The sequence below is a fragment of the Streptomyces blattellae genome, from assembly GCF_009709555.1.
Taxonomy (GTDB): domain Bacteria; phylum Actinomycetota; class Actinomycetes; order Streptomycetales; family Streptomycetaceae; genus Streptomyces; species Streptomyces blattellae.
The window spans coordinates 65,520-89,070 of the sequence record NZ_WJBG01000106.1 but is presented as its reverse complement, the minus strand read 5'-3'; the positions used below and the strand labels follow the sequence as shown (position 1 = coordinate 89,070).

Here is a 23,551-nt window from a genome sequence, read left to right as displayed (position 1 = left end):
CGCTCCCCCACCCTCGAACCGCGCTTCGCACGGCTCGGGCGGGAGGGGCCCCCATCGCCGTCGCGTGGCGGAGGACGGGACTTTCGAAACACGCCCTAGGAGCGACGCTCCCGGGCGTGCACCGCACCGCTCAGCCGCCGCCCCAGGACGAGGTAACCGATCAGCGCGCCCGCGGTGTTGAGGATGACGTCGTCGATGTCGAAGGCGCGGCCGGTGACCATCGCGCCCTGCACCAGCTCCACCAGCAGCATCACGGTCGCGGTCAGCAGCAGGACGCGCAGCGGCCCCCGGGTGCGCGGGACGACGACCGGGGCCAGGATGCCGAACGGCACGCCGAGCAGCAGGTTGCCGCCGATCTGCCGCGCGGCGTCGCGCAGCTCCGGCTGGTCGAGATAGGCCCTGAGGGAGCGCCCCGGCCGCAGGTTGGTGTGCGTCAGCGCCTCCGACGCGGGGGAGGGCTGCAAGGTCAGCCGGGCGAGCACGACCGCGAACGCCACCATGAGCACGAACGCGCACGCCATCGCCAGCAGCCGCGCGAGCATCCGAAGGCGATCGCGTCCCCGACGGGCGGACTTCGGGGCCTGCTCGGGCTTCGCCGCGTCGGCGGCCTGGGGCGCCGGCCCGGACGTGGACGGCTCCTCGGACTTCGGCGCTCGCTTCGACCTGGGTACCCGCCTCCCCCTGGGTATCCCCACGGACGCGGACGTGACGGTGTGGAGCCGTAACCCGGCACGGGATCGTGAGGCTGTACGGGCCATGCGGTCCTCCAGTCATCAACTTCCCTTCGTAGTAGGGCGGTTACCCGCAAACCGGCCGAAGATGCCGTCGCGCGATCCCGGCCCCCGGTTTCCCCGCGTGCTGCGGGGGCACTCCGGGCGGAGACCCGCGCGCCGTCACGCCGCACGACGGACACGGTGTTTGGGTGGCGCGAAAACGGCGTAAACGGATGAATCGCCGCGCCGGTCGGCGGTCGAAGCTCGGAGGTGTGGCGCATGAACCGGCGTACGACGCTTCTCGCCACCGCCGAGATCCTGGCGTGGTGAGCGGCGCTCACCGTGCTGTGGCTGGTCCTCGTCAGCACCGTGGACGCCCTGGAACTCGCGGTCGGCGCGGGCGCCGCGGGTGTGGCCGCCCTCGCCGCACGGGCCGCGCGCAGGGCGGTGGCCGGACGGTGAACGGCTGGAGGGCGGCGGCGGCCGTGGTCCTCGCAGGCGGCGTCGGGGCCACCCTCTGGGGCGTAGCCACCGGACCGCTGCGCCGCGCGGTCGTGGCGCAGAACCTGGCGACCGCGCCGGCCTGCCCGGCCCTGCTGCTGCTCTCCCGGGCCTACGACCGCCCGTCCTACGTCGATGTCGCCCTGGTCCTCGCCCTGCTCGGCCCCGTCGGCACGCTGGTCTTCGCCCGGCCGCTCACCGGCGATCTGACCGCTGATCCACCACGCGCCGGGGGCCCGACGTGGGCGGCCGCGAGCCTCGGCGCAGTGGTCGTGCTGGTGCTGTGCGCGGCCGTGGGACCGAGCCGGGCCATGGTCGAACTCCTGGTCACCGGCGCGCTGCTGATCGGCGGGAACGCCGTCGCCTCGCGGGCGCCGTCCGGCGGATTCCGCGGAGCCGGCCGTGGCTGACGCAGTCATCGCCGTCGCCCTGCTGCCGTCCGCGACCCGGTGCGCCAGGCCCTCGTACTGGCCGTCCTCGGTGTCGTCCTCGCGGTCCTGTTCACCGTGTTGCAGCCACCCGACGTGGCTCTGTCGCAGCTCGCCGTCGGATCCGCGCTGACACCGCTGTCGCTGCTGCTCACCGTCCGCAAGGTCAAACGGCCCAAGGGACGCGACCGATGAGCCCGCGCATCCGGCTGTGGCTCGTCCTCGCGGCCGGCGCGGGCCTCGCCGTCCTGCTGGTCGCCGCCTGCCTGGACCTGCCCGGCTTCGGCGGCGACCGGCACCCCTACGGCGACCGCGCCGTGCGTGCTCGCGGCAGGGCTCGCGGGCGTCGCCGTCACCCGGCCCGGACTGCTCGCCGCACCGGAGTGGGCGCTGCCGCTGCGGCGGCTGCAGTCCGGGCACGTGGGCGACTACGTGGCATGGCTGCTGGTGGGCGCCGCGTTGCTCGGCGCACCCGCCCTGCCGGGAGTCCTCGCCTGATCAGGTGCCGTTCTTCGGCTCCGACACGTACGAGACGTTCACCTCCTCGAAGCCGAGGGAGTACAGCAGGCCTTCGAGCATCTCGACGGTGTTGGACTCGGCGCGCTTGGTCAGCCCGCTGCTCTTGGCGGCATCGCCGATGTGCCGGGACGCGAGCGTCTGCACGGCCTGTTCGCTGTTGGGGTTGTCGGAGAAGAGATCGCCGAGACGGTCGAGCAGACCGCGCTGCTTGGAGACGGCGTAGGAGCGTTCGGTGTCGAGGGCCGGTTCGCCCAGTGCCGCGCGCGGCAGCCGGAGCGTGGCGGACGTACGGTCCTCGTTGACCGTCACGTCCTGTTCGCCGACCCGGCCGAGGTCGACGTAGGCGTCCACGGTGCCCGCGCCGACGTACAGGGTGCGGGTGCCGCGGATCGCGTCGGGAAGGTACTTGGCGTCCTTCTCCAGGTCCACGACGACCTGGAAGTTGCCGGAGGCGGCGTCGTAACGGCTGATGTCCTGAATGGACTCCAGCAGTGCGGGACCGGAGCGGTCCTGGGTCTCCGTACCGAAGACATCGTCCAGGCCCGGGAGCAGACTCAGCCGGATCCCGGCGAACATCACGGCGAGCACGAGTACGACGGCGGACACCAGCTTCGCCCAGCCGGGCAGGCGCCTGGGTAAGCGCTTGATGGAAGTCGTCATGGCGACGCTCCTCCCTTCCTCTCTGACCGGATGCCCCTCAAAACACGTGTCAGACCGGGTAGTTGGGCAACCACGCCAGTTGACGGAGGCGCGCACCGGCGCACGCGGTACTTACGGGCGAGCTCGGAGTTCCCGGTCCACCTGACGCACCCCGCGCGGCGCATGCGGGCGAGCCCGACCTGAGTGAGCGCGGACCCCGCCGTGCTGACGCGCCCCGTGACGCGGGCCGCAACCGGATCTCCGCGGTCAGTAGCATGAGGGCGGCAGCCCGGAATGATCATGCGAGGAGTGGATCGTGCGAGACATCGCCGTGTTCAGCGGTAGCGCCCACCCCGAACTGGCGGCGGAGGTCTGCCGGCATCTCGGCGTGCCGCTCAACCCGATCCGGGTCAGCCGGTTCGCCAACGACTGCCTGGAGGTGCAGCTCCAGGCCAACTGCCGTGAGCGGGACGTCTTTCTCGTCCAGCCGCTGGTCAAGCCGGTGCAGGAGCACCTGGTCGAGCTGCTGATGATGTGCGACGCGGCACGCGGGGCGTCCGCACGCCGGATCACCGTCGTCATGCCGCACTACGCCTACGCCCGCTCCGACAAGAAGGACGAGCCCCGCATCTCCATGGGCGGACGGCTCGTCGCGGACCTGATGGTCGCCGCCGGCGCGAGCCGGGTCCTCGCCATGACGCTGCACTCGCCGCAGGTCCACGGCTTCTTCTCGGTGCCCGTCGACCACCTGCACGCGCTGCGCGAACTGGCCGCGCACTTCCGGCAGTACGACCTGGCCCGCACCACCGTCGTCTCACCGGACCTCGGCAACGCCAAGGAGGCGGCAGCCTTCGCCCGGCTGATCGGCGCCAAGGTCGCGGCGGGCGCCAAGCAGCGCTACGCGGACGACCGGGTCAGCATCAGCTCCGTCATCGGCGAGGTCGCCGGGCGCGATGTCATCGTGCTGGACGACGAGATCGCCAAGGGCAGCACCGTGCTCGAACTCCTCGGCCGGCTGCGGGAGCTGGGGCCGCGGTCGATCAAGGTCGCCTGTACGCACGGCCTGTTCGCGGCCGGTGCGCTCAAGCGGCTCAGCGAACAGCCCGACGTGGAGGAGATCGTGTGCACCAACACCGTGCCGGTACCGGCGGAGGAGCACACGGACAAGCTGCGGGTTCTCTCCATCGCCCCCGCCCTCGCCGAGGCCGTGCGCCGCATTCACAACGGTGAGTCGGTCAGCGCCCTGTTCGACGCGCCGCGCAGCGAATAGCGCCGCCGTCAGACGGGACCGGACGTGGCCTCGGGCTGCCCCAGGGCCGCCTCCAGCGTCGGGGCCGGGGGCAGCAGCCGTGCCAGGCCGGTCACCCGGAGGATGTGCAGCGTCAGCGGATGCGTGCACACCAGGTGCAGCTGTCCCTCGCGGTCGAGCACCCGGCTCCGGGCCCGGTACAGCAGACGCAGTCCGGAGCAGTCGAAGAACTCCACCTCGCTGAGGTCGAGCACGATGCGGGGGCCGGGTCCGGTGGTCACGCGGTCGAGGGGCGGGATGATCTCCACGGACGCCGCGATGTCGATCTCGCCGCGGAACTCAAGCACCGTGAAGCCGCGGTCCTGGCGGATGCGCAGATACCGGGTGAAAGGTGCGGGTTCCTGCGGCACGACGGCATCGCCTCCAACCGGTTCCCTGGGCGGCAATTCCTTTTCCCGCCCAGCAAGTTACCCCCGATCGAGCGAATCTGCGCAAGTTCGATTGACATATGTCTTCGATTTGCGATGTAGCGCTCAAGCCCAACGACAGCCCGTGCCGGGCCGAGACGACCGGCAGCGTCGCCGTGCTGCGTCAGGTTGTGGACGCGCTGGCCGTCCCCGGCACCCCTGGTCGTCGTCGGCACCCCGCCGTTCGGCACCGAAGTCGCCCTGCGAGGGCGGGCAATGCGATCAAGCCCGTGCTCACGTTCCGAGCCACGGCGGCCGACCAGCAGGACCAGCTGACCGGCTTCCCCTGCTCCGGCCGCCGGCCGATCCGGCAGCGCGTCGCCCGGGCCCGGCATCTGCTGGAGGCGAGCGACCTGTGCGGGGGACCGGATCGCCGGCCGCGTCGCCTTCGCGACCGGAGCCGACCCGTGCCGTCACCTGCATGCCCGCGATCGGCGGCTGCCCCGGGCGTACCGGCGTACGTGCCGGGCGGCTCGCTGAGCGCGGTGTCGAGCCGCGACCGGTGCTGCCACTTCTCCGGAGCCCCGCCCTTGAACCTCGGTCACCGGCTGGCGTGCAGGGCGACCAGTAACTGCCAGACCTGGTGGGCGACTTGGTCGGGAGAGACTTCGATGAGGCCGTGCAGCCAGTCGGCCAGCACTCCGGCGAAGGTCGCGGCGACGGCGGAGGCGACCAGCGGGGCGTCCGACGCGCCCGCGAGCCGGCGCTCGGTCAGGCTGCGGGACCGTAGATCCCGGTGCAGGACGCGGCCGAGCGGGCCGCCGCCACCGGGGCTCAACAGGGTGCGGTACAGGGCGGCGTGTGGAGGAAGGCCCGCGAAGAACTCCAGCAGCGCGGCGGGCGCGCGCACCGGATCGGGGCGGCCCCGCCAGGCGTGCAGCGCATCGACGGCGTCCCGCACGATGTCCGCGCAGGCGTCCACGGCCAGTGCCTCCAGGTCGGCGTAGTGCACGTAGAACGTGGCCCGGCCGACGCCGGCCCGGCGCACCAGCGCGGCGACCCCGACCTCCGCCAACGGCCGCTCGGCGCACTCCGCGAGCAGGGCCTCGCGCAGCCGCGCCCGGGTGCGGGCGGCCCGCGGGTCCTCGGGCACGTCGCGCGTCACCGTGCGACGAGGACGGCGGCCAGGGCGAGCGCGCCGGGCAGCGCCTGCGCGGCCAGGATGCGGATGTTCGCGGTGACCGCGCCGAACACGCCCGCGACCACGACGCAGGACAGGAAGAACACCTGCGCCCTGAACCCGGTCGGATCCGCGGCGATCAGACCCCACACCAGGCCGGCGGCGAGAAACCCGTTGTAGAGCCCCTGGTTGGCGGCCATCGGCGCGGTCCTCCGCGCCATCTCGCGGTCGAAGCCATGGAACGACCTGCCCGGCGTCTTCTGCCACAGGAACATCTCCATGACCAGGATGTACGCGTGCAACGCGGCCACCAGCCCGACCAGCACGCTCGCGACGGTCTCCATAACCCCACCCCTATTTTCTGGACGTCTGTCCAGCATAGCTGGACGACTGTCCAGGATCCTTCTTCTGCCGGAGAGTGGCGGAATCCTCACTTCCGCGAAGCCGTGAGGTTGATCCTTTTGGGTTCAGACCCGATAAGCTCCCTTCAGTACTGCGAGTTGACGCGGTCACGATCCGTCGTCTCGCAATGCGTACTCACGAGTGCGGCGCCTTGCACACCCCCCCGTTGTTCGTCGTGTTGCTTCGAAGGATGCAGATGGAACTCGCCACTCCGCCGCCGGCGGCGCGGGCCCCTGTCGCCTGGCACAGCTGGTGGCTGATGCCGCTGTCCCTGGGCGGCGGGACGGTAGCCGCCACGTTCATGAGCTCCGAGCGAATAACCGTGGCCGTCGCCGGAATCGCGGCGACGGCGGCGAGTTCCGTGTGCGTACGCCTGTTGCTCCGCACCCGAGCGCAACTGCGCCGCGCGGAGAGCTCCTTCCTCACCTCGCAGGCCGAGCACTCCCAGCAGTGGCAGCAGCACGTCGCGGGCCTGGAGCGGAAGAACTCCGCCGAACGCGCCGCCCAGGAAGCGCAGTTCGCCGACCAGGCAGGCGCCTACGAGGCCCGGCTCGGCGAGCAGCGTGAGGGCTACGAGGCGCGGCTGGCCGAGCAGGCGGAGGCGTACGAGGCCCGGATCGCCGACCAGATCACGTCGTACGAGGCACAGCTCGCCGACCAGGCCGCGGTCTGGCAGGAGCAACTGGCGCACCAGCTCGCCGCGGTCGCCCGGCTCGCCGACGAGCAACTGCCCGAGTCGCTGGACCGGCTGCGCTCCGGCGATGCCATCGACGACATCCTGCCGACCGTCAACCAGTGCGCCAAGGTCGGCGCCGACCTCCAGGCCGAGCTGCGCAAGCTGCTGCGGACCTCGCTGATCGGCGTGGAGCGCGAGTTCGACCGCTCGACGTCGGCCGAGCATGCCGTGATCAGCATCGGCAACCGCATCCACGTCCTGACCAGCAAGCTGCGCGGCCGGCTGCACGAACTGCAGGGCGAGCACGGCAGGTTGCCGGCCGTGGCGCGCGGCCTGATGGAGCTCGACCAGGAGATCGGCCCCGCCGACTGTCTCGCCGCCAGCATCGGTGTGCTCGGCGGTTCGGACCGGCCCGGCCGGCAGTGGCAGGAGCCGCAGCGGCTGCTGAGCGTGGTGCGCGGCGGCATCGGCCGGATCAAGGACTTCCACCGGGTCGACGTACGCCATCTGCCCGAACTCGGCGTCGACGGCGGCCTGGTGGACCACCTGACGCTGATCTTCGCGCACCTCCTGGACAACGCGGCCCGCTACTCGCCGCCCACCGAGTCCGTGGTCGTCTCCGGCAAGGAGGTCCCGAACGGCGTCGGCATCGAGATCCAGGACTCCGGCAAGGGCCTGAGCGAGGAGAAGAAGCGCGAGGCCGAGCAGGCCCTCGCCGGCACCGGGACCGGTCCGGGCCTCGGCGGCATCTCCGAGGACGCCAACATCGGCCTGCGCGTCGTCGGTGCCCTCGCCCGCCGCTATGGCATCCGGGTCACCTTCGCGGACTCGCCCTGGCTCGGCACCTCGGTGGTCGTCGTGGTCCCGCACAAGTACTTCAGCCCGCTGCCCGCGACCACGCAGACCCAGGCCCCGGCCGCCCCCGAGGCCCAAACCGCCGTGACCGCGCCGGCCCGTGAACCGGAGCCCGCCGAACCCGTGGCCGAGCCCGTCGGCGAGGACGTCGACACGACGCCGGGCGGACTGCCCCGGCGCCGGAGCAAGCGAGGCGAGCCGGCCCGGCAGCGGCCGGCCGAGCGTGCCGAGCGGACCGGGGAGCGTGCCGTCGCCGCCGTCCCGCCGGACGCGTCCTTCGCCGGTCTGGCCGCCTTCGCCACCGCCGGACGTGTGCCCGCAGAGCCCGGCGAGGCCGTCGGCACGGCCGACGGCCGCGAGTCCACCGAGCCCCGCACTGAAGAGAGCGACTAGTCCACATGACGCAACAGGGAACCGACGTGAGCTGGGCGCTCCGCGATCTGGTGGAGTCCATCCCGGAGATCCGTTTCGCCCTCGTGGCCTCCAGCGACGGCAAGGCCATCACCTCCTACGGCGCCGAAGACCCCGACGACGTGGACCGTTTCGCCGCCGTGGTGGCCGGCCTGCAGGCGCTGGCCCAGCCGGTCGCCGAGCAGTTCGCCCGATTCGCCGGACAGCTGGGACAGCTGCGGCTGGCGATGATCGAGGTCGACGGCGGCCATCTCTTCGTCGTCCGCGCGGGTGTGGAGACGTATCTCGGCGTCCTGGCCCGCGAGGGCCTGGACCAGGGCCTGCTCGGACACCAGATGAGGGATCTGGCCCGCAGGATGGGAGAGCTCCTCGGCACCACTCCGCGCCTGGATGAGCACTCTGGATGAGTGCTCCTCGCCGGGCCACGGACCCGTCCGGTCTTGAGCGCTACTACGTCGTCACCAGGGGACGCAGCGGACCGGGCGGTCCGGCGTCGAGTCTCGACGTGGCGACGCTCATCGTCTCCCTCTCCGCCCCCGTACCGGGCATGCAGCACGAGCACGAGGACATCCTCCGGCGCTGCCGCGATCCGCTGTCGGTGGCCGAACTCGGCGCCCACCTCGGATTGCCCTTCAACATTCTCGCGGTGCTGCTGGCGGATCTGCTTGAGGCAGGCCGCGTCGAAGCCCGTGACCCCATCCCGGCGCACGACGCCGGTCGCGGGCCCGACCTCGCGCTCCTTGAGGAGGTACTCAGTGGACTTGAAAGGCTTTGACCATCCCGGCCGGACGGCCGGTGACGGCACCCGCTCGGTGAAGGTGATGATCGCCGGCGGCTTCGGCACCGGCAAGACCACCATGGTCCGCTCGGTCAGCGACATCAGGCCGCTCACCACCGAGGAGACCCTCACCCAGGCCAGCGCCGACGTCGACCACCTCATCGGGGTGGCCGACAAGACCGAGACCACGGTCAGCCTGGACTTCGGCAAGATCGGCATCAACGACGAGCTGGTCCTGTACCTGTTCGGCACCCCGGGCCAGGAGCGGTTCTGGTTCCTGTGGAACGGCCTGTTCAAGGGCGCGCTCGGCGCGGTCGTCCTGGTGGACACCCGCCGTCTCGCCTCCAGCTTCCGGGCGATCGAGGAGATGGAGCGGCAGGACGTCCCCTTCGTCATCGCGCTGAACATCTTCCCCGACTCCAAGGACCATCCGGTCGAGGAGATCCGGGACGCCCTCGACATCGCCCCGCACATCCCGGTCGTGGCCTGCGACGCCCGCGACCGGGCCTCCAGCCGTGACGTACTCATCGCGCTGATACGCCACCTGAAGGAATACTCGGCCGGCCCAGGAGAGCCCCGATGAACGACGACGAGACCTCGAACGGTCCCGACGCGCCGGGCGGCTGCCCCGTCGCCCACGGCGACGGCATCACCCGGCTCTACGGCGCCGAGTCCGCGAGCGACCCGCAGAGCATCTACGCGCGACTGCGCAAGGAGTACGGTGCCGTCGCGCCGATCCTGCTGGAGGGCGACGTACCGGCCTGGCTGGTCCTCGGCTACCGGGAGAACCGGCGGGTACTGGACAACCCCCTTCAGTTCAGCCGGGATTCACGGATCTGGCGGGACTGGAACGAGGGCCGGGTCGACAACGCCTCACCGCTCATCCCGATGGTGGGCTGGCGCCCCGACTGTGTCTCGCAGGACGGCGAGCCGCACCGCAGGCTGCGCGGTGCCGTCACCGACAATCTGCGGGCGACCGCCGGCCGTGGCATCCGCCGCCATGTCACGCACTTCGCGAACAAGCAGATCGACGCGTTCGCGGGGGAGGGCCGGGCCGATCTGGTCGGTGACTTCGCCGAGTATCTGCCCATGCTGGTACTCACCCGGGTCCTGGGGCTCGCCCAGGGCGAGGGGCGCACCCTCGCCGAGTCCTGTGCCCAGGTCATCAAGGGCGGCGCGGACGCCCTGGAGCACAACGACCGCATCATGGGCATCCTCGGCGAACTCGCGGAGCGCAAGCGGGCGGAGCCCGGCTCCGACTTCACCACCGGGCTCATCGGGCACCACTCGGGCCTCGACGAGGACGAGATCATCCAGCATCTGCGGCTGGTGCTGATCACCGCGCACACCACCACCAGCAACCTGCTGGCCCGGGTGCTGCAACTGATCCTCACCGACACCTCCTGGCTCTCCGGGCTGGTGAGCGGGCAGCTCAACGTCTCCGGCGTCGTCGAGGAGGTGATGTGGAACACCCCGCCGCTCGCCGTGCTGCCGGGGCGTTTCGCCACCGCCGACCTCGAACTCGGCGGCTGCCCCGTCAAGGAGGGCGACCTGCTGGTCCTCGGGCTGGCCGCGGGCAACCTGGACCCCGAGATCAGGCCGGACGCCGGTGTCTCCGTGCAGGGCAACCAGTCGCACCTGGCGTTCAGCGGGGGACCGCACGAATGCCCGGGACAGAACATCGGACAGGCCATCATCGAAACAGCCGTGGACATCCTGCTCCACCGGCTTCCGGGCCTGCGCCTGGCCGTAGCTCCGGAGGAACTCACCTCGACGGCCTCCACCTGGGAGTCGAGGCTGGACAGCCTGCCGGTCGAGTTCCCAGTCTGAGCGGAACTGTTGAAGTCCGGTGCGGTGCAGCGCCCCGCAACGGGCGCGGGGCTGTATCAGAATGCGGCTCCGCCGCGTGGGCACGACCAGCCCCCACCGGCCTGCGGCGAACGAACCACGCATCCAGCGGGGCTGCCCGGCCAAAGCACCGGCCGGGCAGCCAGATCAGGTCACACGGCCAGCAGGTCGTCCACCGACCCCCGCCCGGCCAGCTCGGCTGCCGCCGCCGGCCCCTCCTTGGCAGCCGCGTAACGGCCAGTGGTGAGCGCCCACTCGTAATTGCCGTTGATCCAGTGCTGGATGGCCTCCACCCCCATGCGCACCCGTGACCGCTCATCGTCGTCGAGGCGCAGCTCGTCGCACATCTGGGGGACGCGCTCCTGGAGTTCGAGGTACCCGTCGAGGCAGGCGGTCGTCATCCGGTACGCCTCCTGCGCCGCCTCCTCCCAGGAGCAGTTCCGCTCCCGGTGCAGCACGGCGATCAGGTTGTGGCCGTCACCGCGGCGCCGCTCGCGTTCGAAGGAGTGGATGTCGTTCATGAACCCGATGGTGTCCGAGGCCAGATCACGCATCCGCTCCATCAGCGGATGCGCCATCGCCTGAGCGGGCACCTCGAAGCCCCGGCTGCGCTCGCCCGCGTCGATGCTGTGGTGGATGCCGACGGTACGGCGCCGGAACAGCGCGTACTCGTCGAGGTCCAGGGTGGTTTCCAGGCCGCGGGCCGCCAGGTCGACCTCCTCGCAGTGCGCCACGAGGAACCGCCCCCAGGAAGCGGCGAACCGGGTCCGCCAGGTCAGGGACATGCCGTCCGAGAGATGTTTCCACACCTCCGACCAGGCCAGGGTGATCGGGCAGGCGACCCGGGGCCGGATGCTCGCGGGCCGCAGCGGGGCGGCGATGAGCTCGCGGGCGACCTCGGTTATCCGGTCGGCGCGGTCCGGCTGGTTCGCGTCGAACTGGTCGTCGAAGAGGAAGGCGAGGGAGAACCAGTTCATCAGGACGACCATGTCGGCCGCCGAGGCGTACGGGTAGGTGCGTGCGGCGGCCTGGGGCAGGTCCCAGGACTTGTACTCCTCGAACCCGGCCTGGCTGCGCACCAGACCCATGTCCCAGATCCAGCGGAGGTGACGTGCCCGGGCGTACTCCAGGTGCTCGCTGACGGGAGTCTCGAAGGGGAGGTCGAACCGGACGTCCTGAGGCATGGGTTTCCTTTCGGGGGTCGGAACGCAGAGTCCCCCCGCCCCTGCGAGCGGACGGCCGCCGCGACCGCCCGTGCACTCGAACTGGGCTTCGCGGTACGGAAGTTGAACCGAGAAGCGGTACGAGGCTGCCCAGAGCGTAAATGATCTATACCGTAACCGGACCGTGATATGTATTACTGCTTGCGCCTATTGAGCTGCGTATACTCGCGCGCCCTCGACGTAAGTGAGAGGTACCCGTACGGCATGCCTCCAGCCCGCGGCGACTGAATCCGCGGAACGGGGTTAACCGGGACGCGCGGGGAACCGTACGTCCCCGACCCTTACGGAGGAGACATGGCACTGGTGGAAGCGGGCCTCGTGGTGCTCGACTGCGCCGAGCCCGAGAAGCTCGCCGTGTTCTACAAGGAACTCCTGGAGGCGCAGGAGACGCACGCGACCGCCAACCGGGTGGAGATCAAGGGCGCGGGCGGGACGCGGCTGGCGTTCCGCCGCGATGTGAACGCCACCCCGCCGAGCTGGCCGCGTCCCGAGAACTCCCTCCAGGTCCACCTGGACTTCGTCGTGGCCGATCTCGACGAGGCCGAGCGCAAGGTCGTCGGACTCGGCGGCCGTCCGCTGGAGACCAAGGACGCCTCGGGCCCGTACGAGGAACGCGGTTACGCCGACCCGGCCGGCCACTCCTTCACCCTGCGCCGCATCCCGTCGACGGCGCCGAAGCAGGGATAGGCGAGCAGGTGCCGCGCCCCTACCGGGCGCTGACTTCGGCCTTCTTGCTCTTGTCCACGGCGGGCCAGACGCCCGTGGAGCGTTCGACGGCCTTCGCGCCCGTGCGGTTCACGGCGCTGCGCACCACGGCGAAGATGGCGCCCTGGACGGCGGAGGCCAGCAGGATCTCGCCCCAGCCGCGCTCCCGGTCGAGCGGGTCGGGAGCGTCGTCCTCGTGCCGGATCGCCTTCCATGTCGTCTTGAAGGCGAGTCCCGCCAGCGCTCCGCCCGCCCAGCCGAGCACGAACCCCAGGGGTTTGTAGGCGAGGGGGAGTTTGAGCTTCTGCTGCTTCTTGCCCACGTCTGCCTCCTGTGTGGTCAGGGCCGCCCTCGCGCCGGAACCTCCTCGGCCGCGGGCACCGGCCCGGGCGGTGTCCCACCGCCGAACGGCCGGCCGCCCAGCCTCTCCCGGTGGTGCGGGGTCCGCCAGCCGGACAGGTCCGGTCCGAGGGGCACGATGCCGGTCGGATTGATGCCGGTGTGCACCTGGTAGTAGTGCCGCTTGATGTGGTCGAAGTCGACGGTGTCACCGAAGCCGGGCGTCTGGAAGAGGTCGCGGGCGTACGCCCACAGCACCGGATTCTCCGACAGCTTCCACAGATTGCACTTGAAGTGGCCGTGGTAGACGGCGTCGAAGCGCACCAGGGTGGTGAACAGCCGGATGTCCGCCTCGGTGATCGTGTCGCCGACCAGATAGCGCCGCTCCTCCAGCCGCCCCGCCAGCAGTTCCAGCCGCCGGAACAGGGCTGAGCAGGCGGCCTCGTACTCCTCCTGGTCCGCGGCGAAACCGGCCCGGTACACACCGTTGTTGACGTCCTCGTAGACATCCGCCATGACCGTGTCGATCTCGTCGCGCGACGCCCGCGGATACAGATCGGGCGCCCCGTCCCGGTGCAGGGCCGTCCACTGAGTGGCCAGGTCCAGGGTGAGCTGCTGGTAGTCGTTGGTGACCAGCTTCCCGCTGGGTACGTCCACGATCGCGGGCACGCTCACACCGCTCGGGTAGCCGGTCTCGCGCCGGTCGTACGCCTCACTGAGGAACCGGATGCCGAGGACCGGGTCACGGCCGCCGGGGTCCAGGGTGAAGCGCCAGCTGCGGTCGTCCTGGATCGGGTCGGCGACGGCCAGCGGCAGGGCGTGCTCCAGGCCCAGCAGCCGCCGGGAGATCACCGCCCGGCTCGCCCACGGACAGGCACGGCTCGCCACCAGCCGGTAGCGGTCCGGCTCCACCGGCCAGCCGTCCCGGGCGTCCGCGGTGATCCGGTCCGTGAAGTGGGCCCTGGACCGCTTGAAGGGCTTCCTGCCGTAGGCGCTGTTGCCGTCGTCGTCGCTCATCACCCGGCTCCTCACTGCCGACTACCTCCCCGGTTTCCCCGATTTCCGCAGACGAGACGGTGTGAGCCGGACCGAGGAGGGAAATCGGCGAGGGGTGAGTGGGAAACCCTCGAAACCAGTGAAACCCGCCAACCGGAAGGCCGATCGCAGAACCCGCGTCACCGTACTGGTGGCGCTCGCCGCCAACCTGGTCATCGCGGTGGCCAAGTCGGTCGGCGGCCTGGCCGCGGGATCGCCCGCGCTGCTGTCGGAGGCGGCGCACTCCGTGGCCGACGGCCTGAACGAGGTCTTCCTGCTCGCCGCGGTGCGCCGCAGCCGCCGCCCCGCCGACGAGCGCCACCCCTTCGGCTACGGCAAGGAGCGCTTCTTCTGGTCGCTGCTCGCGGCCGTCGGGATCTTCGTGATGGGCGGCTGCTTCTCCTTCTTCCAGGGCTTCGAGGCCCTCAGGAACGGCACCGGGGAGGAGCTCAGCGGCTATGTGGCGGGGCTGATCGTGCTGGGCGTCACCTTTGTCGCCGAGGGAGTCTCACTGGCCCGGGCGCTGTACCAGGCGCACCGCCAGGGCGGCCGGGGCCGGCTGCGTGACCCGGCGCTGCGCACGGTGATCGCCGAGGACGGCACGGCGGTGCTGGGCGTGAGCCTGGCCGCGGCAGGCATGCTGCTGCACCTGGCCACCGGGCAGGTCGGGTGGGAGGCGTCCGCGTCGCTCGCGATCGGCGCGCTCCTGGTCTACGTCGCCTACCGGCTGGGGCGCGACGCGCACGACCAGCTGATCGGGGAGGCCGCCGCCCCGGAGGCCGCCGAGCGGATCCGCGCCCTGCTGCGGGAGCAGCCCGAGATCGACAGCGTGGAGGCGCTGTACACGATGAAGGTCGGGCTCGACGCGACCCTGGTCGCCGCCCGCATCGATCTGGTGCCTGGCATGGACTGGGGGTCCCCCCGCTCGAGCGAAGCCGAGAGTGGGGGAGAGCGGGTCGGGAGGTCACCGTCCGTATCAAGCGCACCCTCGCCCGGAGCGTCCCCGAGACGGGCGAGATCTTCCTCGATGTGACCGACCGGCCCGCCCAGGAGGCACGAGAAAGCCCCGCCGCGACGGGGGAACGCGGCGGGGCCTGACGCTCGGGTGCCCGACGGACGCGGATTCATGCGTCACACCGGGCAAGATTTTTCGCGCGGTCACCCGCCGTCGGCCGGCTCCAGCACGAACACGGGAATCTCCCGGTCGGTCTTCTTCTGGTAGTCGGCATACGGCGGATACGCCGCCACCGCACGCTCCCACCACTCGGCCTTCTCCGCGCCCTTCACCTCACGGGCCGTCATGTCCCGCTTGTCCGGGCCGTCCTGGAGTTCCACATGAGCGTCGGACTTGACGTTGAAGTACCAGACGGGGTGCTTGGGAGAGCCGCCGAGCGAGGCCACGGCCGCGTAACGTCCCTCGTGCTCGACGCGCATCAGCGGCGTCTTGCGGATCTTGCCGCTCTTCGCGCCACGGGTCGTCAGTACGATGACGGGCCTTCCCGTGTCCCTCAGGGTCGTTCCCTCGGTACCGCCGGAGCTCTCGTACAGCTCCACCTGCTCGCGCACCCACTGGGTCGGGCTGGGCTCGTACTCGCCCTCAAGAGGCATGGCATCCGTCCCTCGGTCGGCAAACTCCTGTACAGCACGATTCAACACCGGCCCGTCCAGGTTTCATCCGCACCTCGGGCCCTCACCGGCCATGTCCATCCCCCCGGCGGCGATCGCCCCGGCGCGGACGAGATCCCCGCACACCCGGCGACACGGTTCAGGGGATGCTGGAATCCCCCGTGACCGGGTACGAGGCTCCCCCCATGCACATCGACATCGACACGGACGTCTGCATCGGCGCGGGCCAGTGTGCCCTGGCCGCCCCGGGCGTCTTCACCCAGGACGACGACGGATTCAGCACCCTGCTGCCGGGCCGGGAGGACGGCGGCGGCGACCCCATGGTGCGGGAGGCGGCCCGGGCCTGCCCGGTCAGCGCCATCACCGTGTCCGACACGGTCAGTTGAACCCGGCCCCGCCGTCACCGGCGGGACGCGGGCAGCAGCCGTACCGCCTCCCGGGCCGGCAGATACACGGGCCGAGGCGAGCGCGGGGTCCAGCCCGGCGTAGTCCTCGAATACGCCGCCTTGTGCGCCCGGACCCGCTGGGTCACCCGGGTGGACGGCGCCCGGTCCGCCGTACGAGTGGATCCGCGCGCAGCCGACCGCCCGCACAGAAGGTCCAGGCCGCCGAGGACGCCTGGAACACCCGCGACCCGCACCACGTCCCGGCATCGACGACGTACGGATCGAGGAGCGGGAGCGGCGGACCTCCGGCGCCCGGACCGAAGCCGGACGCGGGCGGTCCTTCCCTGTTGAGTAGGGTTCGCGGGTGACCGAACAGGACCGGAAGCCTTTCCTCTACGTCGTCGTCTGCGCGGCCGGGATCGCCGCGGACGTCAGCAGGCTGATCACCGCCGCGCAGGAACGGGACTGGGAGGTCGGTGTCATCGCGACGCCCGTCGCCATGAACGGCTTCTTCGACACCGCCGCGGTTCAGGCGCAGACCGGGCGCCGGATCCGCTCCGCCTGGCGGAGCCCCGGCGACCCGCGCCCGTTCCCGCCGCCCGACGCCGTCGTGGTCGCGCCCGCCACCTTCAACACCGTCAACAAGTGGGCGGCGGGCCTCGGCGACACCCTCGCCGTGGCCACCTTGTGCGAGGCGTACGGCCTCGGTGTCCCGATCGCCGCCCTGCCCTGCGTGTCCGACGCGCTGGCCGCCCACCCCGCCTACAACGACAGCATCATCCGGCTGCGCGGCATGGGCGTCCGCTTCGGCGAGCCCTGTTCGGGGGAGCCGGACGAGCACGGCAGGCGGCCGGAGTTCCGCTGGGAACAGGCGCTCGACCTCGTGGAGCACTGACCTACCGGCAGCCGACCGTCGGCCCCACGAGCATGCCGCCGGTGTACACGGCCTGGCCCTGCGGCATCCAGTAGCCCAGCTTGGACACGACGGTGGAACAGGCGTCCGGCACCGCGACACGCACGACGACCTTGGCCGGACGCCCCGGCTGAAGGTCGGTCAGCGCGCAGTCGAGGGCGTGCGTCTGACGGTCCGTCGACGGATGGCGGCCGATCAGCGGATTGACGCAGCGGGCGTCGGACGTGGTCAGCCTCACCCCGGACGCCTCCTCCCCGATGAGCCCGAAACGCGCACTGCCGTCACCCCGGTCGCTGTCCCGCGCGACGGTGTACGTCAGCGTGGCCACCGACCCGGACCGCAGCGTCGTGCGGTCGACCCGGACGCTGTGCGTCGGCTCCGGCTTCGGCGCGGTCAGGGTGAGCGTGGCGCGGACGGTGCCGCGCAGGTCCACACCGGAGGGCGCGGACCGTACGCGGACGTCGGCCTCGACGTCGTAGGTCCCCGGGCCGGGGTAGGCGTGCGAACCGGGAAGCGGCCCGGACGCCGCCGTCTCGCCGTCACGGCGGGCCGTCCAGGTGCCCGAGGTGAGACAGGCGGAGCGCCGGCAGGCCGCGGGCGCGGAGACCGCCATCATCGGGGTGCCGCTGCCCGCGCACAGGCTGATAGAGGCCTGCTGTCCGTCCGGGCCGCGCAGGGTCCCCGCGGGCGCGCACAGCGTGGCCGGGGGATCGGCGGCCGGGGCCCGTCCGGGGTCGGGCCGCCCCCATGCCGGCGACACGGCGGCGAGCACCAGCACCGTGGCCCCGATCAGTGTCCTCAGCGTCGTCGGACGTGTCCGCGTCCTGTGCCTCATCCTGTGCCTCCCGGACGGCTCCGACCGGCCGGACGCCGGTCGTCTGCGCCGAGAATGCGGGACCCCGCGGACCGCCGGGCGGCTCCCACGCCGGGCGGTCACCTGCCGGCAGCAACGGGTGCTCAGCGCGTGCGGCGGACGTAGTCCTCGCTGTCAGGGGTCGACACCATCACGTCCCGGCGCACGATGCTCAGCCGGTCGCCGTAGCCCGAAAGGGCCTTCCGCAGGCCGCTGTCGGTGTACTCGACGTCGACCACCCGGTCGTCGAAGGCCTCGGCGTACACCCCGCACTCGTCGTACTGGCCGCACTCCTCCGCGACCGCGAAATCGAGCCCCGCCTGCTTCCTCTGCCCGGCCAGCTCCACGGTGTTCTTCTGGCCGATGGCGAGGTGCCGGGCGTGGGCGTGCTCGGAGAGCAGGGCGATGAAAGCCGTCGCGTCGCCGGCGGTGAGCAGGCCGTCCGAGCGGGTGTAACTGTCGTAGTTGTCCGGCTCGACGGCGTCGAAGCCCTTGTCGGCGCAGCCGTCGATCCACTCGCCCACCCGTGCGGCGATCCGCTTGCGCTTGGCTGCCGTACCGATGTCGAGCAGCGCCTCGTCCCAGTCCTCGTCGACGACCACCTCGCCGTCCGCGTCGCGCAGCAGCAGGTCCGCGGGCCACGACTGCTCGGCGTCCGGCTGCGCCTGGAAGGCGTTGACGTAGCAGATGTTGTAGAGGCCGGGCGCCGGGGACGCCGTACGGTCGCGGGCGACGATGCGGACGCCGGGCGGCGGCTGGTACGCACCGCCGATCTGGTAGTCGAAGCCGGCATGGCGCGGAGGGAGCCGCACCTGCGAGGACTTCGCCTCTTCGGAGGATCCGCAGGCCGTCATGGCGAGGGCGAGGAGGCCCGCGACCGTGGCGAGAGCCCCGACGCGGCGGACAGCTGTTCCGTTCTGCGGCACATCGGTGATCAAATCGCCCGCGTGCCAGGGCCGTCAAGCGTGGATCACGCCGTCCGGAGGGGAACGGTGGAAGGAAGGGCGGGGCGGGACGGACGACGTACGCTCCCCTCTGTAGCCAGCCACCCCCGAAGGCAGGAGCAGCAACGATGCAGTACGTGAAGCTCGGTTCGACGGGCCTGGACGTCTCGCGGATCTGTCTGGGCTGCATGACCTACGGCCTGCCGGACCGCGGCGTGCACGAGTGGACCCTCGACGAGGAGGCGTCGCGCCCGCTGATCCGGCAGGCGCTGGACGCCGGGATCAACTTCTTCGACACCGCGAACGTCTACTCCGACGGCACGAGCGAGGAGATCGTCGGCAAGGCGCTGCGGGACTTCGCCGGCCGCGACGACATCGTGCTGGCGACGAAGGTCAACGGCCGGATGCGGCCCGGCCCCAACGGCGGCGGCCTGTCCCGCAAGGCGATCATGACGGAGATCGACCACAGCCTCAGCCGCCTCGGCACCGACTACGTCGACCTCTACCAGATCCACCGCTTCGACCGGCACACACCGGTCGAGGAGACCATGGAGGCGCTGCACGACCTGGTGAAGGCGGGCAAGGTCCGCTACATCGGGGCGAGTTCGATGTACGCCTGGCAGTTCTCGAAGATGCAGTACACGGCCGAGCGGCACGGCTGGACCAAGTTCGTCTCCATGCAGAACCACTACAACCTCCTCTACCGCGAGGAAGAGCGCGAGATGCTGCCCCTCTGCGCCGATCAGGGCGTCGGCGCACTGCCCTGGAGCCCCCTCGCCCGCGGTCGCCTCACCCGCGACTGGGGCACGGTCACCGAGCGCAGCGCGGGCGACAACTTCGGCAGCCGCCTCTATCCCGACGGCGACCGCACGGTCGTCGAGGCGGTGACCCGCATCGCGAACGACCGCGGCGTCCCGCGCGCCCAGGTGGCCCTCGCCTGGCTGCTCCACCAGGACACCGTGGCCGCCCCGATCGTCGGCGCGGCCAAGCCCCAGCACATCGAGGACGCGGCAGCGGCAGTCGAACTCCGGCTCAGCGACAAGGAGATCGAGGAGTTGGAGCAGCCGTACACTCCGCACCCGATCGTCGGCCACTGACCACGCGCCTCGCTGAGACGGCCTAGTGGGGCCCGTGCGGTTCACAGACCTCCGTACCGCACGGCCCCGCCCCCTCACTCTCCGGCAGCAGCACCCGCTCCCCGCTCATCGACAACGTGCGGTAGTGACGCCCGATCCGCTCGGCCGACCGCCCCACATAGTGGGCGATGAAGGAGCGCCGGAACCGGTCCGCGGAGCGGTTCGGCTGCGACCCGTGCACCACGCTGCCGTTGAAGAACAGGACGTCCCCCGGCTCCATGCCGACGGGGACGGCGGCCAGACCGGCCGGCGGCGGCACGTACTCCCGCGAGAAGGACAGCTCCGCGTCCGCCTCCTCGGGACAGAAGATGTCCATCCGGTGCGTGCCCGGCACGATCTCAAGCCCGCCGTTGTCCCGGTCGATCACATCGCAGGCGACCCACGCGGCCACGCACGTGCCCGGCTCGACCCGCAGATAGAAGTTGTCCTGGTGCAGCGCCTGCCCCCGGGCATCCGGCGGCTTGAAGTAGAACATGCTCTGCGCGGCCAGCGCCTCCTCGCCCAGCAGTACCTCCAGCACCTCACGCAGCCGGGCATCCAGCAGCACGCGCCGCGCGAGGTCGCTGATCACATGCGGGTGCATCACCCTCGGGTGGGTGAGCAGCGGGTCGGCGGACACCCGCGGCTCGAAGTGCCCCGGCACCGGCCCGGCCGCGTGCAGCGCCGTGAACTCCGCGCACAGTCCGCTCGCTCGCCGGGCAGGTCGCGCTCTCGCCGAGGCGGGCCCTGCGCGAGGCACGGCTGCGGCCTCGGGCCGCGCGAGCCCGTTCCATTTCGATCGGGTGTTCCGGGAGCGGTACGGCGTGCCGCCCGGAGCGTACCGGGGCGGGCCGGTGACCGGGTGAATGAAGGCTCCTTATTTCCATGTCGACACGGCGCCAATCGGAAATGGATCCCGATAAGGCCCTTGATCGACCTTCCGTCAAGTCCCTGTCAAGAGAAGGTAATGCGCGAAACCGCGGGATCCCTTGTTCCGCTTCGTCGCGCTGTGCGAAGGTGTGCCTTAGTCGGCGTGCAGTCCAAAGACGCAGCCCACATACCCGTTGGTATGGACTTTATGTCGCATGCCCTTGAGAGGAAATGCAGCCGTGAAAGACGCAGGCCTGCCGAATTCCGCCATGCTCGCGCCTCAGTCCGAGGTGACGGACGAACAACTCAGCACCGAGCTGAGGAAATGGACGGGAACGGCGCCCGCTCTGCACCCCGTAGGCGAGCTCCTCGACCGGCACTGGGAAGCGGCCTTCGCCTACGCGCGGTTGTGCACCGACGGCCCGCGTGCCGCGGGCATGCTCACCACGGCGGCCTTCACGCGGCTCTTCGGCGAGTCCCTGCGGCAGACCGGTCCGACGGCCGCCTGGCGGCCCCACCTGCTCGTCACGGTGCGCCGGATCGCCGCCGAGTGGGACGGCGACCGCAGACGCGAACTGCTCCACCCCGAGCTGAGATCCGAGGCCGGCGGCGGCCGTATCGCGGCGCGTCTGCTGCCGCCGGCGGACCGGCGCCTGCTCTCCGGGGCCTTCCAGCGGCTGCCCCAGTCGGCCCGGTGCCTGCTCTGGCACGTCGAGGTGGAGGGCGAACCGCTTCGGACACCGGCCGCACTGCTCGGCCTCGACGAACAGGACGCGCGCGTCGAACTGCGGCGTGCCCGGGAGCGGTTGCGGGAGGAGTGCCTCCAGGTCCACCGCGAACTCGCCCCCGAGCAGGAGTGCCGGCGCTTCCAGCGGATGCTCGACGTCACCTACCGGCGCGGCGGAGTCGACGTCGACCCCGACCTGTGCGCGCACCTGAACGGCTGCAAGCACTGCCGCCACACCGCGGGCCAGCTCGACCACTTCAACGACGGGCTCGGCACGGCACTCGCCGAAGCCGTCCTCGGCTGGGGCGCGCGGGACTACCGCGAGTCCAGGGAGGGGGAGCCCGAAGCAGCCGCGGAGGTGTCCCTCGGGGCGGAGCCCCAGGCACGACTGCCCCTCCCGGACGAGGAGCCGGCCCTCGCGGTGCCCGCCCCGCGCCCGCCCTCCCGCCGCTCGGCCCACAAGGCCGCCCGCCGCGCCGCGCGCCGCCGCAACGTCACCATGGCCGTCACGATCGTGGGCGGCCTGGTCGTCCTCCCTCTCGTCCTGTGGTCCGCGTTCGGCTCCGGGGAGGACACCACCCCGGCCGACGGCGACCGCTCCTCCAAGAAGCCCGTGACCGGCTCATCGGGCGGCGACCCCTCCTGGGTCGGGGCGGGCGAGGAGATGGACGGCGCCCTGAGCGGCCGACTGCACAACGTGGACTCCGGTCTCTGCGTCGGCATCGAGGGCAAGAAGGCCGTCGACGGCGCGGAGGCCGTGGTCACCAAGTGCTCCGCCGCGGCCGGCCAGCAGTGGTCGTACGAGACCGACGGGCTCCTGCGCAACGCCGCCGACCCCGATCTCTGTCTCGACTCCCACCTCGGCTACTCGATCCGGCTCGCCCCCTGCACCGGCGAGTCCCGGCCGGACACGAAGAACGTCCGCTACGACTTCACCCTCCAGGGCAGCCTGATACCCCGCTGGAACCAGGACCTCGCCCTCACCTCCACCAGCGACGGAGCCGGTGCGCTGGTTCTCAAGAACCGCGACGACAGCACCGCCCAGCGCTGGGTGATCGACACCGCCGACACCGACCTCCAGATGGAGATCGTCAACTGGGACGCGGCCGCGGGCACCTCGAAGGCGCCCGCCCCGCCGGCACCTTCCAAGACGCCCGCCCCCACACCCAGCGCCACACCCGAGCCGACGCCCACCGCGCCCCCGTCGACCGCACGGCCGACACCGACGCCGACCACTCCCTCCTGCTTCTCCTATTCGTACGACTGCTCCTGGAACGGCGAGCAGGGCTGGTACGGATACGGATACGGGTATGGGTATGGGTACGGCGGTGACCGCGGGTACGACGGCGGGCGTCGCTGAGCGGCGCCGCGGAGGGTCAGGCGCCGGTGCCGGGGCTGAAGGCCGTCAGGAACACCGAGGACTCGTTGCCGCCCACCGGAACCTCACCGGCCGTCCACGCCACCTTGAGCGGATCCCGCTCGTCGGGCGGAGTCACGAGCAGGGAGTCCGGGGTCGCCGTACGGGCCCCGCTGATCTCGGGGCTGGAGTACGTCAGCCCGGCCCAGGCGCTGCCGCCGGGCTTCAGCGTGACCGTCGCGGGAGAGCCGGCGGAGCGCTTCGGGTCCGGGCCCAACTGCTTGCCGGAGGCGTCGACGAAGGCCGCGCCCGGGTAGCCGCGCACCGTGCAGGTGCCGGGGGAGGTGTTGGTCAGCACGATCGGGTAGTTCCGCTGTCCGGCCCCCGGATCGACGCGGCCGACGGACGCGCGCAGCTCGGAGGTGTGGCAGCGGGTGCTGGTGGGGGGCCGCGTCTGCTCGGCGGGGGCGGACGACGAGGGGGTGGCCTCAGCGGGGGTGCTGGTGCCGGTCTCCGGGGCCGCCGTGCCGGGCAGCGTCTGCGGAGTGCTCGCGCTGTTGCCGCCGTCGCTGCCGTTGCCGCAGCCGGTCAGCAGCCCGAGCACCGCGACGGCACTCGCCAGCAGGGTGGCCCGGCTTACGGACCGGTGGGTGTTCGCCATGGTTCACATCACTCCCGAGGCATTTCATCCGTTTCGCCCGCACCGAGTCCAGGATGCGCCCTGACGGGGACGGATCGCCGTTCTGGCGGATCCGCACATACGCCTGAAGCTGCGAGACGCCGTCGGCACAGTCGGTCCAGGTGCGGTCTCCGTCGCAGCGGCAGCCGGCGTGTGCGAGGGCGTTCACCCGC

The 23,551-nt window shown here is 71.4% G+C and carries 26 protein-coding genes and 3 pseudogenes; 16 read left to right on the top strand and 13 right to left on the bottom strand.

The genetic code is table 11. From position 1 onward, the window contains the following. Window positions 1-95: 95 nt before the first annotated feature. Window positions 96-758, bottom strand: a complete 663-nt coding sequence (locus tag GFH49_RS03120) for a VanZ family protein (protein WP_230396130.1) — start codon at window positions 756-758, stop codon at window positions 96-98. 413 nt (window positions 759-1,171) lie between these two features. On the opposite strand from GFH49_RS03120, the gene GFH49_RS03110 reads away from it, so the two are divergent. From GFH49_RS03110 to GFH49_RS39245, 4 genes and pseudogenes are all read left to right on the top strand, one after another. Further along, complete coding sequence (locus GFH49_RS03110; RefSeq protein WP_155054183.1) at window positions 1,172-1,624, top strand: MrpF/PhaF family protein; 453 nt, start codon at window positions 1,172-1,174, stop codon at window positions 1,622-1,624. Window positions 1,625-1,648: 24 nt separating this feature from the next. Further along, window positions 1,649-1,837, top strand: a pseudogene (locus tag GFH49_RS03105) (Na(+)/H(+) antiporter subunit B); the annotation flags it as partial. Next, a pseudogene (locus GFH49_RS39785) lies at window positions 1,834-1,968 on the top strand (sodium:proton antiporter); the annotation flags it as partial. The pseudogenes GFH49_RS03105 and GFH49_RS39785, both read left to right, overlap by 4 nt. Continuing rightward, complete coding sequence (locus tag GFH49_RS39245; RefSeq protein WP_408055879.1) at window positions 1,964-2,140, top strand: hypothetical protein; 177 nt, start codon at window positions 1,964-1,966, stop codon at window positions 2,138-2,140. The pseudogene GFH49_RS39785 and the gene GFH49_RS39245, both read left to right, overlap by 5 nt. Here the strand turns inward: GFH49_RS39245 and GFH49_RS03095 are convergent, their stop codons facing one another. Then, complete coding sequence (locus GFH49_RS03095) at window positions 2,141-2,821, bottom strand: DUF4230 domain-containing protein (RefSeq protein ID WP_155054181.1); 681 nt, start codon at window positions 2,819-2,821, stop codon at window positions 2,141-2,143. Between the two features lie 295 nt (window positions 2,822-3,116). On the opposite strand from GFH49_RS03095, the gene GFH49_RS03090 reads away from it, so the two are divergent. Then, window positions 3,117-4,070: a ribose-phosphate diphosphokinase gene (locus GFH49_RS03090; protein WP_155054180.1), complete on the top strand. Its 954-nt coding sequence runs from the start codon at window positions 3,117-3,119 to the stop codon at window positions 4,068-4,070. Window positions 4,071-4,078: 8 nt separating this feature from the next. On the opposite strand, the gene GFH49_RS03085 is transcribed toward GFH49_RS03090, so the two are convergent. From GFH49_RS03085 to GFH49_RS03075, 3 genes are all read right to left on the bottom strand, one after another. Next, window positions 4,079-4,459 carry an anti-sigma factor antagonist gene (locus GFH49_RS03085; RefSeq protein WP_155054179.1) on the bottom strand — a complete coding sequence of 127 codons (381 nt, stop codon included), beginning with the start codon at window positions 4,457-4,459 and terminating at the stop codon, window positions 4,079-4,081. 598 nt (window positions 4,460-5,057) lie between these two features. Continuing rightward, a complete protein-coding gene (locus GFH49_RS03080) occupies window positions 5,058-5,621 on the bottom strand; it encodes a TetR/AcrR family transcriptional regulator (RefSeq protein ID WP_155054178.1) in 564 nt (187 codons plus the stop codon). Continuing rightward, window positions 5,618-5,980 carry a DUF1304 domain-containing protein gene (locus GFH49_RS03075; RefSeq protein WP_155054177.1) on the bottom strand — a complete coding sequence of 121 codons (363 nt, stop codon included), beginning with the start codon at window positions 5,978-5,980 and terminating at the stop codon, window positions 5,618-5,620. Before GFH49_RS03075 ends, GFH49_RS03080 begins: the two co-directional genes overlap by 4 nt. 254 nt (window positions 5,981-6,234) lie before the next feature. Here GFH49_RS03075 and GFH49_RS03070 point away from each other — a divergent pair, with 254 nt between their 5' ends. The 5 genes from GFH49_RS03070 to GFH49_RS03050 are packed head-to-tail and all read left to right on the top strand — an operon-like array spanning window position 6,235 to window position 10,588. Next, window positions 6,235-7,962, top strand: a complete 1,728-nt coding sequence (locus GFH49_RS03070; RefSeq protein ID WP_155054176.1) for an ATP-binding protein — start codon at window positions 6,235-6,237, stop codon at window positions 7,960-7,962. A gap of 5 nt (window positions 7,963-7,967) precedes the next feature. Further along, a complete protein-coding gene (locus GFH49_RS03065; RefSeq protein ID WP_155054175.1) occupies window positions 7,968-8,387 on the top strand; it encodes a roadblock/LC7 domain-containing protein in 420 nt (139 codons plus the stop codon). Beyond that, window positions 8,384-8,755, top strand: coding sequence for a DUF742 domain-containing protein (locus GFH49_RS03060; protein WP_155054174.1), 372 nt, complete (start codon window positions 8,384-8,386; stop codon window positions 8,753-8,755). The genes GFH49_RS03065 and GFH49_RS03060 overlap by 4 nt, the downstream gene beginning before the upstream one ends. Beyond that, the gene (locus tag GFH49_RS03055; protein WP_155054173.1) at window positions 8,736-9,341 is read left to right on the top strand and encodes a GTP-binding protein; all 606 of its coding nucleotides are present in this window, start codon (window positions 8,736-8,738) and stop codon (window positions 9,339-9,341) included. The genes GFH49_RS03060 and GFH49_RS03055 overlap by 20 nt, the downstream gene beginning before the upstream one ends. Next, entirely contained in the window at window positions 9,338-10,588 is a 1,251-nt protein-coding gene (locus GFH49_RS03050) for a cytochrome P450 (protein ID WP_155054172.1), read from the top strand. The genes GFH49_RS03055 and GFH49_RS03050 overlap by 4 nt, the downstream gene beginning before the upstream one ends. 170 nt (window positions 10,589-10,758) lie before the next feature. Here the strand turns inward: GFH49_RS03050 and GFH49_RS03045 are convergent, their stop codons facing one another. Continuing rightward, window positions 10,759-11,790, bottom strand: coding sequence for a 7-epi-alpha-eudesmol synthase (locus tag GFH49_RS03045; RefSeq protein ID WP_155054171.1), 1,032 nt, complete (start codon window positions 11,788-11,790; stop codon window positions 10,759-10,761). A gap of 333 nt (window positions 11,791-12,123) precedes the next feature. Between GFH49_RS03045 and GFH49_RS03040 the strand changes: the two genes are divergently transcribed. Next, window positions 12,124-12,516 (top strand): VOC family protein, encoded by a 393-nt coding sequence (locus GFH49_RS03040; protein WP_155054170.1) that lies wholly within the window; start codon window positions 12,124-12,126, stop codon window positions 12,514-12,516. A 19-nt stretch (window positions 12,517-12,535) separates the two neighbouring features. Here the strand turns inward: GFH49_RS03040 and GFH49_RS03035 are convergent, their stop codons facing one another. Both GFH49_RS03035 and GFH49_RS03030 read right to left on the bottom strand, forming a co-directional pair. After that, a complete protein-coding gene (locus tag GFH49_RS03035) occupies window positions 12,536-12,856 on the bottom strand; it encodes a DUF4235 domain-containing protein (protein ID WP_155054169.1) in 321 nt (106 codons plus the stop codon). A gap of 17 nt (window positions 12,857-12,873) precedes the next feature. Beyond that, on the bottom strand, window positions 12,874-13,890 hold the full coding sequence (locus GFH49_RS03030) for a glutathione S-transferase family protein (RefSeq protein WP_155054168.1): 1,017 nt from the start codon (window positions 13,888-13,890) through the stop codon (window positions 12,874-12,876). Window positions 13,891-14,008: 118 nt separating this feature from the next. Here GFH49_RS03030 and GFH49_RS03025 point away from each other — a divergent pair. Beyond that, window positions 14,009-15,006, top strand: a pseudogene (locus GFH49_RS03025) (cation diffusion facilitator family transporter). A gap of 60 nt (window positions 15,007-15,066) precedes the next feature. On the opposite strand, the gene GFH49_RS03020 reads toward GFH49_RS03025, so the two are convergent. Beyond that, a complete protein-coding gene (locus GFH49_RS03020; RefSeq protein WP_155054167.1) occupies window positions 15,067-15,516 on the bottom strand; it encodes a nitroreductase family deazaflavin-dependent oxidoreductase in 450 nt (149 codons plus the stop codon). Window positions 15,517-15,680: 164 nt separating this feature from the next. Here GFH49_RS03020 and GFH49_RS03015 point away from each other — a divergent pair, with 164 nt between their 5' ends. Together GFH49_RS03015 and GFH49_RS03010 are read left to right on the top strand one after the other, a co-directional pair. Then, window positions 15,681-15,920 (top strand): ferredoxin, encoded by a 240-nt coding sequence (locus tag GFH49_RS03015; RefSeq protein ID WP_268867464.1) that lies wholly within the window; start codon window positions 15,681-15,683, stop codon window positions 15,918-15,920. 364 nt (window positions 15,921-16,284) lie between these two features. Further along, window positions 16,285-16,815 carry a flavoprotein gene (locus GFH49_RS03010; protein ID WP_155054166.1) on the top strand — a complete coding sequence of 177 codons (531 nt, stop codon included), beginning with the start codon at window positions 16,285-16,287 and terminating at the stop codon, window positions 16,813-16,815. Window position 16,816: 1 nt separating this feature from the next. Here the strand turns inward: GFH49_RS03010 and GFH49_RS03005 are convergent, their stop codons facing one another. Together GFH49_RS03005 and GFH49_RS03000 are read right to left on the bottom strand one after the other, a co-directional pair. Further along, window positions 16,817-17,668: a hypothetical protein gene (locus tag GFH49_RS03005; protein ID WP_230396129.1), complete on the bottom strand. Its 852-nt coding sequence runs from the start codon at window positions 17,666-17,668 to the stop codon at window positions 16,817-16,819. Between the two features lie 122 nt (window positions 17,669-17,790). Next, a complete protein-coding gene (locus tag GFH49_RS03000) occupies window positions 17,791-18,540 on the bottom strand; it encodes an endo alpha-1,4 polygalactosaminidase (RefSeq protein WP_155054306.1) in 750 nt (249 codons plus the stop codon). 218 nt (window positions 18,541-18,758) lie between these two features. Between GFH49_RS03000 and GFH49_RS02995 the strand changes: the two genes are divergently transcribed. Continuing rightward, complete coding sequence (locus GFH49_RS02995; protein WP_155054165.1) at window positions 18,759-19,727, top strand: aldo/keto reductase; 969 nt, start codon at window positions 18,759-18,761, stop codon at window positions 19,725-19,727. Between the two features lie 22 nt (window positions 19,728-19,749). On the opposite strand, the gene GFH49_RS02990 is transcribed toward GFH49_RS02995, so the two are convergent. Next, window positions 19,750-20,505 carry a phytanoyl-CoA dioxygenase family protein gene (locus GFH49_RS02990; protein ID WP_155054164.1) on the bottom strand — a complete coding sequence of 252 codons (756 nt, stop codon included), beginning with the start codon at window positions 20,503-20,505 and terminating at the stop codon, window positions 19,750-19,752. Window positions 20,506-20,854: 349 nt separating this feature from the next. Here GFH49_RS02990 and GFH49_RS02985 point away from each other — a divergent pair, with 349 nt between their 5' ends. After that, entirely contained in the window at window positions 20,855-22,702 is a 1,848-nt protein-coding gene (locus tag GFH49_RS02985; RefSeq protein WP_408055878.1) for a ricin-type beta-trefoil lectin domain protein, read from the top strand. A gap of 16 nt (window positions 22,703-22,718) precedes the next feature. Here GFH49_RS02985 and GFH49_RS02980 read toward each other — a convergent pair whose 3' ends face one another. Beyond that, complete coding sequence (locus tag GFH49_RS02980; RefSeq protein WP_155054162.1) at window positions 22,719-23,360, bottom strand: DUF4232 domain-containing protein; 642 nt, start codon at window positions 23,358-23,360, stop codon at window positions 22,719-22,721. Window positions 23,361-23,551: the final 191 nt, after the last annotated feature.

What these genes read in the sequence shown, in the direction of transcription:
- GFH49_RS03005 (WP_230396129.1), bottom strand. Translation starts at nt 17,668, where the DNA reads ATGAGGCACAGGACGCGGACACGTCCGACGACGCTGAGGACACTGATC.
- GFH49_RS03030 (WP_155054168.1), bottom strand. Translation starts at nt 13,890, where the DNA reads ATGAGCGACGACGACGGCAACAGCGCCTACGGCAGGAAGCCCTTCAAG.
- GFH49_RS03095 (WP_155054181.1), bottom strand. Translation starts at nt 2,821, where the DNA reads ATGACGACTTCCATCAAGCGCTTACCCAGGCGCCTGCCCGGCTGGGCG.
- GFH49_RS03120 (WP_230396130.1), bottom strand. Translation starts at nt 758, where the DNA reads ATGGCCCGTACAGCCTCACGATCCCGTGCCGGGTTACGGCTCCACACC.
- GFH49_RS03020 (WP_155054167.1), bottom strand. Translation starts at nt 15,516, where the DNA reads ATGCCTCTTGAGGGCGAGTACGAGCCCAGCCCGACCCAGTGGGTGCGC.
- GFH49_RS02995 (WP_155054165.1), top strand. Translation starts at nt 18,759, where the DNA reads ATGCAGTACGTGAAGCTCGGTTCGACGGGCCTGGACGTCTCGCGGATC.
- GFH49_RS03075 (WP_155054177.1), bottom strand. Translation starts at nt 5,980, where the DNA reads ATGGAGACCGTCGCGAGCGTGCTGGTCGGGCTGGTGGCCGCGTTGCAC.
- GFH49_RS03015 (WP_268867464.1), top strand. Translation starts at nt 15,681, where the DNA reads ATGCTGGAATCCCCCGTGACCGGGTACGAGGCTCCCCCCATGCACATC.
- GFH49_RS02980 (WP_155054162.1), bottom strand. Translation starts at nt 23,360, where the DNA reads ATGGCGAACACCCACCGGTCCGTAAGCCGGGCCACCCTGCTGGCGAGT.
- GFH49_RS03070 (WP_155054176.1), top strand. Translation starts at nt 6,235, where the DNA reads ATGGAACTCGCCACTCCGCCGCCGGCGGCGCGGGCCCCTGTCGCCTGG.
- GFH49_RS03065 (WP_155054175.1), top strand. Translation starts at nt 7,968, where the DNA reads ATGACGCAACAGGGAACCGACGTGAGCTGGGCGCTCCGCGATCTGGTG.
- GFH49_RS03050 (WP_155054172.1), top strand. Translation starts at nt 9,338, where the DNA reads ATGAACGACGACGAGACCTCGAACGGTCCCGACGCGCCGGGCGGCTGC.
- GFH49_RS03060 (WP_155054174.1), top strand. Translation starts at nt 8,384, where the DNA reads ATGAGTGCTCCTCGCCGGGCCACGGACCCGTCCGGTCTTGAGCGCTAC.
- GFH49_RS03040 (WP_155054170.1), top strand. Translation starts at nt 12,124, where the DNA reads ATGGCACTGGTGGAAGCGGGCCTCGTGGTGCTCGACTGCGCCGAGCCC.
- GFH49_RS03000 (WP_155054306.1), bottom strand. Translation starts at nt 18,540, where the DNA reads ATGACGGCCTGCGGATCCTCCGAAGAGGCGAAGTCCTCGCAGGTGCGG.
- GFH49_RS03045 (WP_155054171.1), bottom strand. Translation starts at nt 11,790, where the DNA reads ATGCCTCAGGACGTCCGGTTCGACCTCCCCTTCGAGACTCCCGTCAGC.